Genomic DNA, 13,393 nt, shown 5'->3' on the forward strand with positions numbered 1-13,393 from the left:
TGAAATAAATTGGTTTTTAAAAATTCTAATCATTAGGAGGGAGATAATGTTATCAACATGGTTTTGGATTCAATTGGCGATATTTATTTTAGCGATGATTGCAGTAATCGTAGTTGCGACGAAAAAAACAAAAACAATCGATGACTTTGCTATAAGTGGAGCAAACTTAGGACCCGTTGTTTTAGGCTTATCTTTCGCTGCAACGGTAATGAGTGCTGCGACATTTATGGGCTATCCAGGATATTCTCATGCATGGGGATTTAGTAACTTATGGTTGTATTTATCATTATCCGTAGCTACCCCTATCGGCTTTCTTACAGTTGGAAAAATGATTCGAAAAGTAAATACGACCCAACGTTCCTTATCACTTCCAGATTGGCTTGGAGACTATTATAATAGTGACTTTCTAAGAGTGGGTTCTGGATTAATCATGTTATTTAACTTGTTTTATATCGCTGCTCAATTCTCTGCTGGTGCACAAATATTTGAAACGATTGTTGGAACCAGTTATGGTGTAGGGTTAGTTATCATAGCGGTTATTGTTATAGCATATGTGTTTGTAGGAGGTTCTTATGCTGACATTTATACAGATGCCATCCAAGCAATGTTAATGATTATCGTTGCTATCATTGTATTTATTTCTGGTATTGTTATATTCGGTGATGGAAATATGAATACAGCTTTTACTAATATTACGGAGAACTTTAAAGGACAAGACGGGAATTTATTAAAAGTTCTTAACCCGGAATCGAATTATTACGCATTTTCAGCAGTGTTGGGATTATTTATCATTCAGTTTGCTTTTGCATCCCAACCTCAGCTATTCAACAAAGTATTGTCACTTAAAAAGCCTCAAGATTTACGGAAAATGTTTATTGTATATATTATTACGACGATCCTTTGCTTACTTGTTTTATTCGGTGGCTTTTATAGCCGTGTTGCTGTACCGGAGCTGCAAAATCCTGATTTAGGCTTACTTGCTTATGTCGAGTGGGGCATGCCGGCATTTTTAGGTGCACTTGTTGTCGTTACGATTTTAGCTGCTGCGCTATCAACTACAGATGGATTGTTTGTCGTCATGTCTACCGTTTTTGCGAATGACATTTATAGAAAATTTTTAGTTAAGCGGGGTATTGTTAAAGTAACCGAAGAACAAATGCAAAAGACGGCGATGCGCATTAGTCGCTGGGCTGTGATTGTAGTCGGAGTACTTGCGTGTTTTCTTGTTTTAAGTCCGCCTCCATTTCTTGGGGACTTGATGTGGATTGGGATTTCAGGTGTTTCTGCAGGTACACTTGGTCCTATTATGTACGCTGTTTTCAGCCGGAAAAAAGCTTCACCACGTGCGGCCGAAGCGTCTATGATTTTTGGGCTTGTATCCTATTTAATCATTGTGCTCACAGGAATTGAATCGAGTCCGCTTGCAGCCGGCGGTTGGGCAACTTGTGTCGGTATTGCGGTGATGGTCATTTTGGCTAATGTATTAAAACGGCCAGATGATCAGAATGGTTAATTTTAATTGTTAAAAAACAATAAGGAAAGGAGCTTAAGAATTGATGTGGATTAATCCTATGTTATCCATTTGGTTATTTATGGCAATAGGAGGTTTAATTATACAGGGAATTATTTTATGGAAGTTTTATGGGAAAGGAAAATCAGAGAAAAATACGGACTAAATTTAAAAAAGGTTTGTTCTTTTATGGAAAGGGAACACACCTTATTAATTTTCAGCGTAGCAACCAATCTGAATGCTATCTAAGCAAACCGCAGAGACATGTTATGATTGCTTTTCATAAGATGTTGTAAGATGGTGAGGTGGTTAACCATGATAGAGATTCTTATGATGGGAACCGTAATTGCTCCTGTTACTTCTGGCATTGTTCAGGCATTAAAAGTTTCGAAAATAGTTCCTAAGCGCTTTTTACCTTTAGCCGCTATTTTTATTGGGGTTGGTCTTGGTGCATCTGCAACATTTCTCGGTGCGGATCTCCTTGTACGAAGCTGGGCTGGAGGAATTAGTGGACTTGCTGCTACGGGATTGTTTGAATTGAGCAAGAATGGAAAAGATAACAGTTACCCAGAAGAAGAGTAAGCTTATTCATCTTATACATGCATTACTAAAGGGCGTTCCCGCTAAGGGGCGCTCAATTTTTATGTATCAATTTACATTATATGTGAAGAATAAAAATGCTTGTAATTATTCGTTGGAGGTAATGGGATGACGAACTATAATGCACAATTAACGACTTCTGAAATCGCAGCGATTTGGACGTCTTACATGAATGACAGTATGAATCGATGTATATTAGAATATTTTTTGAAAGATGCCGAGGATATGGAAATTCGCTCACTTGTCCAGCAAGCCTATGATTTTACCAATACACATGTAACTAAATTAGAGCAACTTTTTATTAAAGAAGCCTTTCCGCTTCCTACTGGCTTTGGGAAGGAAGATATTAATCTGAATGCACCACGTTTATATACTGACGCATTTATGCTGGAATATATTGGATATTTAACTAGGGTTGGGTTACTTGCATATAGCGGTTTAACGACTACTAGTGCCAGAAAAGATATTAAAACACTTTTTAAAGAAGGAATCATAGGAGTATTGGAGCTATATGACAAGGCGACAGATATTTCCATGGATAAAGGGTTATATGTGAGACCTCCATATATTCCTTATCCAATGAAAACAGACATGATAGTTAGCAAGAAATATTTTAGTGGAATGAACCCATTCAGCAGCAAACGACCATTGAATGCGGTGGAAATATCCTATCTCCATATGAATATACGGACAAATATGATTGGAGGGAAGCTCGCCATAAGCTTTGCGCAAACTTCAGCTATTAAGAAGGTGCAAGGTTGGATGCTCAGAGGAAGGGATATGACGAAGAAACATATTGAAATCTTTTCGAAAATTCTTGCTGATAATGATATACAGGCACCCCTTTCGTCAGATATTTCGATTACAGATTCAACGATCCCTCCTTTTTCTGAAAAGCTAGGGATGTTCTTGTTCTCGGAGTTGTGTGCAATCGGAATCGGAAATTACGCATTGGCAGCCGGTGCCAGTCAGCGGAATGATCTTGTGGTGGGCTATGAACGTTTATCCCTTGAAGTCGCGCAATATGCAAAAGACGGTGCAGAAATTATGATAGAAAACGAATGGTTGGAGCAACCTCCTGGTACAGTCGATAAGGAAAAGCTAGCTAAAAATAAAACCAAGCATAATTAATCTCGTTTCAAACGTTTAATCTGTAGGATGTGAAAGGATGAAGCAAACACCGCTCGAAAAAATATTTTGGAGTATTGCGCTGCCGGGCTTTGGACAGTTGTTGAATGGAAAAATTGTGAAAGGTCTTATTTTTATTACAGCAGAATTCATTATTAATGTGAAAGCGAATTTGAATCAGGTGATCATTTATAGTTTCCATGGTGACATGCAAATGGCTATTGCGGAGACAAATTATCTCTGGCTTATGTTCTATCCGTGTGTGTATATGTTTGCGATTTGGGATGCTTATCGTGATGCTGGGGGAGGGAGGAATCCTTACTCTTTTCTTCCGTTTGTTTTCAGTGCATACTTTGGAACGGTTGGATTAATATATTCCTCCAACTTAAGAATTTTGGGTCTACTGATAGGACCTGTTTTCCTGCCGATTATATTTTTTGTGATAGGTGCGTGTATTGGGCTTGCTATCATAGCTATCATTCAACACATGAAAAAATCCCCTTCTTGAAAAAGGGGATTCCGCTTTTTTTCCGATTTATGAAATCAGTTTCAAACCAACTGCAGCTCCAAGAACCATACCTATGAAAACAATCCTTTTCCAGTCCTTAGATTCGCCGTAAATCAGCATACCTAAAATTGCTCCACCAGAAGCGCCAATCCCTGTCCAAATCGCATAAGCCGTTCCCATCGGAAGAGTTATCATGGCGTAAGCAAGAAGAATAAAACTAGCACCAAACCCAAGAATTAATAAAGCTAATGCTTTAAAGTTTCGGTCGATATGCAATTTATTAATCATGGCAACACCGAACATTTCAAATAAACCTGCCAAAACTAACGCAGTCCATGCCATTAGGATTCACCGCCTTCCTGAGTTTTATCCGGTGTCACTAATTTCAAACCAACGACACCTGTTAATAAAACAAGAATTAATAATACTTTACCTAACACAAATGGCTCCCCGAAGAATACAATCTCCGAGAAAACAGTTCCCGCCGTTCCTAAGCCGACAAAAACCGCATATACCGTACCGACCGGGAGTTTCCTTCCAGCCATAATCATTAAATAGAAGCTGACGAAGATAGCAACTATGGTTCCAACCCACGTCCAAAAATCATGTGCATGCTTTAAACCAATCACCCAAAAAATTTCAAAGAAAGCAGCAATAAATACTTTCATCCATTCATTATTCATTTGTATTGCACCTCCAAATTTAGTTTCCCCGGAAAAACAAAAAAAGCCTGGGAGAAACTGTAAAATACAGTATCTCCCAGGCTTTTATCCTTCCGTGGCACAGCAAAGCTGCGAGTTTTCTCTCGGTCTCAGACCAACAAAGTTGCGGAACCCTAGAAAACATTCAACTTATGCAATTAATGTATACTATAAAGGAGTGGGAGTGTTTTTTCAAGAGGAAAGACTTGAATATTTCAACCAAGCTTTTGTATTGGAATAGACTAGACCTAAACAAGTATACTATAAGATAATGACAAGCTAGAAGAGGAGAACCTATGACGAAAACATTCAATTTCAACTTGGAGAACACCTATAGTGAACTTCCTGAGATTTTTTACCAAAAATTGACCCCGAATCCGGTTGCGGCACCCCAACTTGTTTTCTATAATGAGGAACTTGGCAAAGCACTTGGACTTAACAATGAACAAATGCAGCATGAGGATGCTGTTGCTGTATATGCGGGAAATGCTCTTCCGCCAAATGCGATCCCTCTTGCCCAAAGTTATGCTGGTCATCAATTCGGCCATTTCACGATGCTCGGTGATGGACGTGCCATGCTGCTTGGAGAACAAGTGACACCGGATTTCAAACGCTTCGATATTCAACTGAAAGGAGCGGGGAGGACAGCGTATTCTCGTGGTGGCGATGGTCGGGCGGCGCTCGGACCAATGATTAGGGAGTATATTGTTAGTGAAGCGATGCACGAATTAAAAATCCCAACGACAAGGGGTCTCGCAGTGGTGACGACAGGGGAGGGGATTCAACGGGAAACGAGATTACCTGGTGCGATTTTGACGAGGGTTGCCGCCAGTCATATTCGGGTAGGAACATTTGAATTCGCAGCACACTTCGGTGAGATTGAGGAACTTGTGCAACTTGCTGATTATACGATGGAGCGACATGATCCAGAAGTAAAACAAGCGGATAATCCCTACCTCGCTTTCCTAAGAAATGTGGTTGAACGGCAGGCGGGGTTAATTGCAAAATGGCAGCTTGTCGGTTTCATCCATGGCGTGATGAATACGGATAACATGACGATCAGCGGTGAAACGATCGATTATGGACCGTGTGCTTTCATGGATGCATATCATCAAGAAGCTGTATTTAGTTCGATTGATTTGAATGGACGTTATGCTTACCGGAATCAGCCGAGCATTGCTGCATGGAACCTCGCGCGTTTTGCGGAAACACTGCTGCCTTTACTCGGTAAGAGCAAAGAGGAAGCCTTGGAATATGCGCAAGATGCTATTTCGGAATTTGGTCCCTTATATCAGAAATATTGGCTGCAAGGGATGCGGCAGAAACTCGGGATCTTTGGTGAAAGAGAAGGAGACGAAGCTCTCATTGAAGAATTGCTCACATTGATGCAGCATTATCATGCCGATTATACGAATACATTCCTAGCATTAACTTATGATAAGGAAGAAGATTTTCCGCTTGGACGGATGGATGAATTCATAAATTGGAAAATCAAATGGCAAGAGCGGCTTGAATCGCAAGAAGAAACGAAGGATGCAAGCATCAAACTTATGCATGAACATAATCCCGCATTGATTCCGAGGAATCAGTGGGTAGAGGAAGCGATAGAAGCTGCTGTAGAGGAGGAGGATTACAACGTGGCAGAAAAATTAATCCATGTCTTGAAAAGTCCATATGCCCATACAGATGTACAGAAAGAATTTGCGAAAAGAGATTATGATACAGGCACAAGTTTTCAAACATTTTGCGGGACATAAACATAAAAAAAGAGAAAGAAGCACTTTCTTGCGTTTCTTTCTCTTTTTTTCATGATTGATATTATTTTACAATTGCTTCTTCCTCTACGTAAGGTATTGTTAGTGGTCCAAGGGGTAAAACAGCAACTGTCATGTCGGGACCATACTTTGCCTTCAGGTCTTTTAACGTTTGTTCTATATCCCTTGTTGGTTTTAACATGGATGCTTTAACTTGCTCATCTGTCAGTTTGGAATACACATAAACATTTGCCCAAACTTGGATGACTGCCTGCTTCTGAACTTGCCACTGATCGAACATTTCAAATTCCGGATCGTTAATCAAGTCAAGTAACTCTTGGGGTGTATCAGCAAAATCAAAAATCTTTGCATAGTTACCATGGTCAGGTAATCCATCAGAACATTCTGCTGCAATAATAATTGAACCACCTTCTTTTACAATTTTATGGGCAGCACTCATCCCTTTTACTGCTTGGTAAAGGTTCTGATCGAGGGGATAACCTGAATTCGATGTGACGACTACATCAAAACGCTCTTCACAACGAAACATCGCATGTTCTTTTGCAAAGGCGCAACCTTTGTCATGCGCTTCATACAGCTCTCCAGCAAATACATTTGTAATTTCTTTTTCTCGATTTAATGTCACGTTCAGCATGAAATCAGGCTTACACATTCTATTGATCTCTCTTGTCATTTCTTGAAGAGGATTATCAACCATGTTACCCCAAGTAGAAAGCGGATCTCCAATCATACGTGCATTATGGAAAGTAAGAATCGTTTCAATTCCCGCAATCCCGGGCATAATCCCTTTTGGACCACCTGAAAAGCCGGCGAAAAAGTGGGGTTCGATAAAGCCAGTAACAATCCGAAAGTCTGCTTCCACATAATCCTTGTTTAAATAAACATCACAACCAAATTTACTCTTGCCTAGATTGACAAGGGTTTCTTTATTATGACATTGATTATTGATAATACGGATATTATCCACTACCCATTCGCCAAGCATTTCGATGAATTCTGCTCTTGTTTGATCACGATGTGTGCCTGTACCATTAATAATGACAAAGTTTTCATGCGGAATATGTTCGAGTTCCTTGATTAGAAAAGGAACAAGAATATGATTGGGAGTAGGACGAGTAATATCACTTATAACGATAGCTACCGTATCCGTTGCTTTGACCTGATCTCGTAAGGCGCCCATTCCGATTGGGTTTCTAGCGGCATCAAGTAGCGCTTTCTGTTCATCTTCCACTTTCGGTAAATTTGTAGGTTCGATGATGAACGAGTTATCCGGTAAATCTACAGTTAATCCTTCTTTACCATATAAAATATCTGTTTTCATTTATATCCCTCATTTTATTGAGAAAAATACGTACGCATTATTTGCTCCGTTGCATTGGTCAATAATTCGGAAGCACGTTGGATTGCATGCCCCAATTCCATCGGTTCATTGATCATGCTGTTAACGCTGACAACGCCATATTTATATAAAGCTTCAATACCAGGACCAACAGAACCAGCAATAATAATTGTCGGTATGTTTGCTTTTTTTGCAGCCTGTGCAACGCCCATTGGTGTTTTACCAGAAGCAGTCTGGTGGTCAACTTTTCCTTCACCAGTTAAAACAATATCCGCTTGTTCAAGATAAGCATTAAAATTGCTGTATTTTAAAACAACATCAATTCCTCGTTGCATTTCACTTGGAAAAAATGCCTGAAAGGCACCACCAATTCCACCAGCTGCACCCGCTCCGGGAGCATGATGCAGATGAACTCCAGTAACTTCAGCAACCATATCCGCCCAGTGGGTAAGATTATTATCAAGTATTTTTATGTCGTCTGCATCAGCTCCTTTCTGCGGGCCGAAAACATAGGAGGCACCATTCGTACCGATTAATGGATTTTCGACGTCAGACGCAATGACGAATTTGCAGCTTGCAATTCGTTCATCAAATTTTTCAAGGTCGATACGATTTATCCGATGTAATTCACCACCCCCGTATCCAATCTCTTTTCCTTTATCATCCATTAATTGCAAGCCCAAAGCCTGAAGCATTCCTGCGCCACCATCATTTGTTGCGGATCCTCCAATAGCTAGAATGAAAGAAGTATAGCCGTCATCCAAAGCTTGTTTTATAAGTTGACCAGTTCCGTACGTCGTGGCAGAAAGGGGAGCAAGTTTTTCTTTTGGCACGAGATCGAGTCCAGAAGCCTTTGCCATCTCAATCACACATGTTTTCTCATCTCCGAGAATTCCGTATTCAGCCGTGATTTCAAAACCTAACGGATCGATTGCATGTACGGTTTTAATAACACCTGCTGTAGCGGCTACGAGTGTTTCCATCGTTCCTTCTCCACCGTCCGCCATGGGAACATGTATGGTGCGAGCATGAGGGAAGCAGCGTTTAATACCTCTATCCATTGCTTCAACGGCTTCAGTTGCTGATAGACTGCCTTTAAATGAATCTGGTGCTATAATAATATCCAAAAAAACATCACTCCTAGGTAAGCGTTTACATTCTGTTAAATAAATTATAGATGCATTGACATCATTTGTATATGGTTATACTATACAAATATTAAGACTATTATTAAGTTATTTATGTGTATTATAACTATTAGGAGGTGATTTTTTGCTGACAAGGGATATTGCTAACTCTATTGTGAACGAAACATCTCTACGGATAAAGCGGAATGTCAATATTATGGACACAGATGGAAAAATCATTGCATCCATGGATGATTCTCGAATTGATACAGTACATAAAGGGGCGAAAGAAGTAATTCAAACAGGAGAAAGTATTCATATTTACTCTGTGCAGGACAAAGATTGGGAAGGGGCCCAACCTGGAATTAATCTTCCTATCGTATTCCAAGATAAAGTGATTGGTGTCATAGGGATAACTGGGGATCCAAATAAAATGGGGAATATTGGAGAATTAGTAAAAATGACTACAGAGCTTATGATCAATCAAGAATTTATTGCTTCCCAACTTGAATGGAAACAGCGTATGAAAGAAATGGTGATTGAACAACTTTTAAAAGAACACCCTTCTTTTAGCAAGGTAGAACGTGGTATTAGTTTGCTTGAGTTGGATTTTACGCCACCATTTTTAGGAATAGTTATAGAATTTGATAGGCAAATATTCCAAAGACAAGCTATCATTCGCCGCGTTGAAACATTACTCGGAGTAGATAAAACAATTGCTGGATTTATCAGTATACATAAGCTGCATATCGCGATGTGTCAAATCAATGAGAAACTCTTGACTAGGAAAATGAAAGACATTCATGAATTAATGCAAAGGCTATCTCTCTCCGGAAGAATTTCTTATAGCTTGCCATTCATTCATCAGCTTGAATTTCATCAAGCTTATGTAGATTGTAATTTAGCGCTTCGTGTTAGTGATCGTAGTATTGTATCTTTTGCAAACATAGAAGTAGAAGGATTAATTCATGAATTAGATGACAGACTATCCAAACGTTTTGCGAAGAGGGTACTGCAAAACATAAGCGAAACTAAGCAAATGAATCTTCAATTCTTTCTTGATCATAATCTCAATATCCAAAAAGCAGCAGATGCATTATTTCTGCATCGGAACACATTGATTTATCGGCTGAATAAGATTCAAGAAGAGACGGGTTACGATCCGCGCATCTTTCATGATGCCCTTGTTTTGCAATTTGCATTATGGATATTTAAATACAGGGAACAGGAACGAAACGAATAAATTTAAAAAAATGTGTTTATCCATTGAAAAAGTAATTTAATTCTGATAAGATAACATCATCAATTGAAACGTTATGTGTAACTGGCGTAAACGCGGAGACCACCGCGGGGGAGCACATAATGAAATCATGTCGATCGCCTGGGCAGAGGTAAGGGATTTTTAACTCCTTGCCTTTTTATGTTTAAGGAGGCGACGTGATTGAATAGAATATTCAAAAGCGACGAATGTTATGGGTGACACTATAACGGGAGCGGCTTCTGGAGAGAATGCATATGCATCGCCGAAGGGTTCAAAATCTCAGGCAAAAGGACAGAAGAACAACAAAGGTTTATTTGTTGTTTTCTAGATCTTTCTGAGATTGGAGTTTTTTTCCAGTCTCTTTTTATGTTTCTAGGCTGCGTTTTGGAGATTAGAAAGAAAAGTTCAAATAAAAAGGAGAAAGAGTAGAGAAATGACAACAATAACATTAGACAAAACAAAAAGAATTAAAACATTAAATCATATTGCTGAGGTTGGTCTCTCAGTATTCAATAAGGAAGATTATCGTATTGATAATGAAGCGAAGGATCCGGATGCGATTGTCGTCCGAAGCTATCCGATGCATGATATGGCTTTTGATAGCAACTTAAAGGCAATTGCACGTGCGGGAGCTGGTGTAAACAATATCCCAGTTGATACTTGTTCAAATCAAGGGATTGTCGTTTTCAACACGCCGGGAGCAAATGCGAATGCGGTAAAAGAGCTCGTGCTTACTTCCATCATGGCATCTTCTCGTAATCTGTTTAACGGAATCGATTGGGTGAAAGAATTAAAAGGAAAAGGCGAAGAAGTACCAGAGCTTGTTGAACAGGGGAAAAAGCAATTTGTTGGGCGTGAAGCGAAAGGAAAAAAATTGGGAGTCATCGGCCTTGGTGCGATTGGAGCAATGGTAGCGAATGATGCACTTAGCCTTGATATGGATGTTATTGGGTTTGACCCGTACATTTCTGTTGATACCGCTTGGGAGTTATCCCGGAACATTGAGCGCGCGATGTCATTAGAGGATGTGTTTGAACAGGCGGATTATATAACAATCCATGTTCCGCTTACAAATGAAACAAATGGCATGTTAAATAGAGAAGCGTTCGAACAGATGAAGCCTGGCGTTCATATTCTTAACTTTTCCCGTGGCGGACTCGTTGATGAAGATGCGCTAGAAGTAGCGCTCGAGATGGGCCGGGTCGGTAAATATATTACTGATTTCCCGAATGACCGCTTACTTCATATGGACAATGCGGTAACGTTACCACATTTAGGTGCATCAACGATTGAATCGGAAGAAAATTGTGCTCGCATGGCATCCCACCAAGTGAAAGACTTTCTTGAAACAGGTAATATTAAAAATGCGGTGAACTTCCCGAATGCGTTTCTTCCTTATACAGGGAAACGCCGGGTTACAGTATTTCACCATAATGTACCAAATATGCTGGGCCAAATCAATTCAATTATTTCTGAGCGTGGCCTAAATATCGCGGCGATGATTAACAAAAGCCGTGGAGATTTAGCATATACGATGATTGATATTGATGAGAAAGTGAATGGAGACGTCATTCCAGGTATGGAAGCGGAAATTAATACAATTCAAGACGTTATCCGGATTCGCACGATTTAATCGAAGCGGGACAGAGGCTCTGTCCCGTTTTTTTCACCATAAATCATCCCAATTATAAGAAAACCAGCTGGAAATTGTAAGTTTTTCCAGCTGGTTTCCTTATTTTTTGTCCTCGTCATCTGTAATTACCCGAAACGGCCGCATCATATCGTAATCTTCGTGCTCAAGAATATGACAATGCCATACGTAATCACCAGTATAAGGGCCAAAGTTTGCAATCACGCGAGTCACTGTTCCAGCTGGTACTTCAATTGTATCCTTCCAGCTGCGATTATTTGGGCTGGCCGCTTCAGGTGAACCTGTAAAGATAAGCGTCCCATCCTCATTGAAGCGTTCAAGGTCAAAGGTTTGATGGTCCAGCACTTGAAACTGGACGAGATGGATATGGATAGGGTGGGAAAAGTCTGTCGTATTCACAAATGCCCATATCTCTGTTGAATCAAGCTTAGGCTTTTCTGTTACAGGGTCATGCCATTTCAGATGGTTTAGGAGTAATAACGGACGATCGAATTCATCTGCTGAGCCGACTAATTTTAAATACCGGACCGTGGAGATATCGTTTTGTTTTAAAGACGGCACATAGGAAAGATTGCTGGGCAAATTGCTCGTATCTTTATTTTTCACATGATTCGTGACACGGAATTGTATAATATCTCCCATTTCGTCAGCTGGATCCGCATCTGGACCAAGATTGTTTTTCAGTGTAATCGTTTGCCCGGCTAGTTGTGAAAAATCAACAATAACATCAATTCGTTCGGCAGGCTGAAGCCCGATTATCTCCATATCCACCCGTTTTCGAAGCAGTCCGCCGTCTGACCCGATTTGATGAAGGACACTTCCATCATCAAGAAATAGTTGATAAGCTCTCGTATTGGATCCATTCAAAATGCGGAAACGGTATTTACGCGGTTCCACTTCCAGATATGGCCAGACTTTTCCATTCACCACAACTGTATCACCTAAAAATGCCGGAACAATCGAAGGATATGGTAAATTCGGCCCTGCGTCAGCCGGTTGTGCAGGATAGGATAAAGAACCGTCTGGATGGAAACTTCGGTCTGTAATCATTAGCGGAATTTCATACTCGCCACTAGGAAGGTTAAGGGATGCTTCCTGTTTATCCCGTAACAGATACATTCCGGCAAGTCCGGCATATACATTGAGTCTTGTCAGTCCCATTGCATGGTCATGATACCAAAGCAAGGTGCTTCGCTGGTGATTTGGATAATGAAATGTCCGTTTGCTGAACGTCGGTCCTGTGATTTGGAAATTTCTTGTATACCAAGCTTCAGGATGGCCATCACTTTCCTGAGTTGTTTCCATTCCATGTAAATGAACAACTGTACGTACAGTAGGGAGTTTATCCAGTCCGTGAATCGACGTATCAACTGGGAGAATATGTCGGTCTGGAAGTTCGTTATGCCATGTTACAGATACAGGCTCATCGCGGAAGGCTTCAATTAGCGGACCGGGAAATTGCCCGTTATATCCCCATAAAGTTGTTCGTGGTAGGTCACGATGTAATTTAGTCTTGAATGCTTCCATTGTAATATCGTAATACGCTCCTTGCTTTGTCCTTTTGTTTGGCTGGAGTGTGTTCAAGATTGGAAGGGGATCTACAAATTTTTCTAGTCGCTGCATGTTTTTCACCTCATATCTTACAAATAACTCCACTTTCGCATCTGTGGTTAGCCATTAAATGAATTGCCGATTACTCTCATCCAGCGTAAGTGATTTGCTCATTCTCTAGACTGGCGTTCTAATCGCCGTTCAATTGCCCGGTGGACGGATGCGCATCCTTAGGCACTGCT

12 protein-coding genes and 3 riboswitches are annotated in these 13,393 nt (G+C 40.3%); of the genes, 7 read left to right on the top strand and 5 right to left on the bottom strand.

The window, feature by feature from the left end:
* Positions 1-46: 46 nt before the first annotated feature.
* The 4 genes from LZD48_RS02995 to LZD48_RS03010 all read left to right on the top strand — a co-directional run bounded on the left by LZD48_RS02995 (position 47) and on the right by LZD48_RS03010 (position 3,746).
* Positions 47-1,513 carry a sodium:solute symporter family protein gene (locus LZD48_RS02995; RefSeq protein WP_235761253.1) on the top strand — a complete coding sequence of 489 codons (1,467 nt, stop codon included), beginning with the start codon at positions 47-49 and terminating at the stop codon, positions 1,511-1,513.
* A gap of 312 nt (positions 1,514-1,825) precedes the next feature.
* Entirely contained in the window at positions 1,826-2,092 is a 267-nt protein-coding gene (locus LZD48_RS03000; protein ID WP_235761254.1) for a holin, read from the top strand.
* A gap of 126 nt (positions 2,093-2,218) precedes the next feature.
* On the top strand, positions 2,219-3,241 hold the full coding sequence (locus LZD48_RS03005) for a DUF3231 family protein (RefSeq protein ID WP_235761255.1): 1,023 nt from the start codon (positions 2,219-2,221) through the stop codon (positions 3,239-3,241).
* A gap of 37 nt (positions 3,242-3,278) precedes the next feature.
* Positions 3,279-3,746, top strand: a complete 468-nt coding sequence (locus tag LZD48_RS03010) for a hypothetical protein (RefSeq protein ID WP_235761256.1) — start codon at positions 3,279-3,281, stop codon at positions 3,744-3,746.
* Positions 3,747-3,773: 27 nt separating this feature from the next.
* Here LZD48_RS03010 and LZD48_RS03015 read toward each other — a convergent pair whose 3' ends face one another.
* Entirely contained in the window at positions 3,774-4,088 is a 315-nt protein-coding gene (locus LZD48_RS03015) for a DMT family transporter (RefSeq protein ID WP_235761257.1), read from the bottom strand.
* Positions 4,088-4,429, bottom strand: coding sequence for a DMT family transporter (locus LZD48_RS03020; RefSeq protein ID WP_235761258.1), 342 nt, complete (start codon positions 4,427-4,429; stop codon positions 4,088-4,090). The genes LZD48_RS03015 and LZD48_RS03020 overlap by 1 nt, the downstream gene beginning before the upstream one ends.
* Positions 4,430-4,500: 71 nt before the next feature.
* A riboswitch (guanidine-I (ykkC/yxkD leader) is annotated at positions 4,501-4,596 on the bottom strand.
* Between the two features lie 147 nt (positions 4,597-4,743).
* On the opposite strand from LZD48_RS03020, the gene LZD48_RS03025 reads away from it, so the two are divergent.
* The gene (locus LZD48_RS03025; RefSeq protein WP_235761259.1) at positions 4,744-6,204 is read left to right on the top strand and encodes a protein adenylyltransferase SelO; all 1,461 of its coding nucleotides are present in this window, start codon (positions 4,744-4,746) and stop codon (positions 6,202-6,204) included.
* A 61-nt stretch (positions 6,205-6,265) separates the two neighbouring features.
* Here LZD48_RS03025 and larA read toward each other — a convergent pair whose 3' ends face one another.
* Complete coding sequence (larA, locus tag LZD48_RS03030; protein ID WP_235761260.1) at positions 6,266-7,543, bottom strand: nickel-dependent lactate racemase; 1,278 nt, start codon at positions 7,541-7,543, stop codon at positions 6,266-6,268.
* Positions 7,544-7,557: 14 nt separating this feature from the next.
* On the bottom strand, positions 7,558-8,688 hold the full coding sequence (locus tag LZD48_RS03035) for a glycerate kinase family protein (protein ID WP_235761261.1): 1,131 nt from the start codon (positions 8,686-8,688) through the stop codon (positions 7,558-7,560).
* Between the two features lie 145 nt (positions 8,689-8,833).
* Here LZD48_RS03035 and LZD48_RS03040 point away from each other — a divergent pair, with 145 nt between their 5' ends.
* Together LZD48_RS03040 and LZD48_RS03045 are read left to right on the top strand one after the other, a co-directional pair.
* Positions 8,834-9,931, top strand: coding sequence for a CdaR family transcriptional regulator (locus LZD48_RS03040; RefSeq protein ID WP_235761262.1), 1,098 nt, complete (start codon positions 8,834-8,836; stop codon positions 9,929-9,931).
* A gap of 67 nt (positions 9,932-9,998) precedes the next feature.
* Positions 9,999-10,082, top strand: a riboswitch (ZMP/ZTP riboswitch).
* Positions 10,083-10,178: 96 nt separating this feature from the next.
* Positions 10,179-10,254, top strand: a riboswitch (glycine riboswitch).
* Between the two features lie 128 nt (positions 10,255-10,382).
* On the top strand, positions 10,383-11,582 hold the full coding sequence (locus LZD48_RS03045) for a phosphoglycerate dehydrogenase (RefSeq protein ID WP_235761263.1): 1,200 nt from the start codon (positions 10,383-10,385) through the stop codon (positions 11,580-11,582).
* Between the two features lie 99 nt (positions 11,583-11,681).
* Here LZD48_RS03045 and LZD48_RS03050 read toward each other — a convergent pair whose 3' ends face one another.
* Complete coding sequence (locus LZD48_RS03050) at positions 11,682-13,223, bottom strand: multicopper oxidase family protein (RefSeq protein WP_235761264.1); 1,542 nt, start codon at positions 13,221-13,223, stop codon at positions 11,682-11,684.
* Positions 13,224-13,393 lie beyond the last annotated feature (170 nt).

Source organism: Oceanobacillus alkalisoli (genome assembly GCF_021556485.1).
Lineage (GTDB): Bacteria > Bacillota > Bacilli > Bacillales > Amphibacillaceae > Oceanobacillus > Oceanobacillus alkalisoli.

Bases quoted from the DNA above. Each gene is read 5' to 3' on its own strand.
- LZD48_RS02995 (WP_235761253.1), top strand. From the start codon at position 47: ATGTTATCAACATGGTTTTGGATTCAATTGGCGATATTTATTTTAGCG.
- LZD48_RS03000 (WP_235761254.1), top strand. From the start codon at position 1,826: ATGATAGAGATTCTTATGATGGGAACCGTAATTGCTCCTGTTACTTCT.
- LZD48_RS03005 (WP_235761255.1), top strand. From the start codon at position 2,219: ATGACGAACTATAATGCACAATTAACGACTTCTGAAATCGCAGCGATT.
- LZD48_RS03010 (WP_235761256.1), top strand. From the start codon at position 3,279: ATGAAGCAAACACCGCTCGAAAAAATATTTTGGAGTATTGCGCTGCCG.
- LZD48_RS03015 (WP_235761257.1), bottom strand. From the start codon at position 4,088: ATGGCATGGACTGCGTTAGTTTTGGCAGGTTTATTTGAAATGTTCGGT.
- LZD48_RS03020 (WP_235761258.1), bottom strand. From the start codon at position 4,429: ATGAATAATGAATGGATGAAAGTATTTATTGCTGCTTTCTTTGAAATT.
- LZD48_RS03025 (WP_235761259.1), top strand. From the start codon at position 4,744: ATGACGAAAACATTCAATTTCAACTTGGAGAACACCTATAGTGAACTT.
- larA (WP_235761260.1), bottom strand. From the start codon at position 7,543: ATGAAAACAGATATTTTATATGGTAAAGAAGGATTAACTGTAGATTTA.
- LZD48_RS03045 (WP_235761263.1), top strand. From the start codon at position 10,383: ATGACAACAATAACATTAGACAAAACAAAAAGAATTAAAACATTAAAT.
- LZD48_RS03050 (WP_235761264.1), bottom strand. From the start codon at position 13,223: ATGCAGCGACTAGAAAAATTTGTAGATCCCCTTCCAATCTTGAACACA.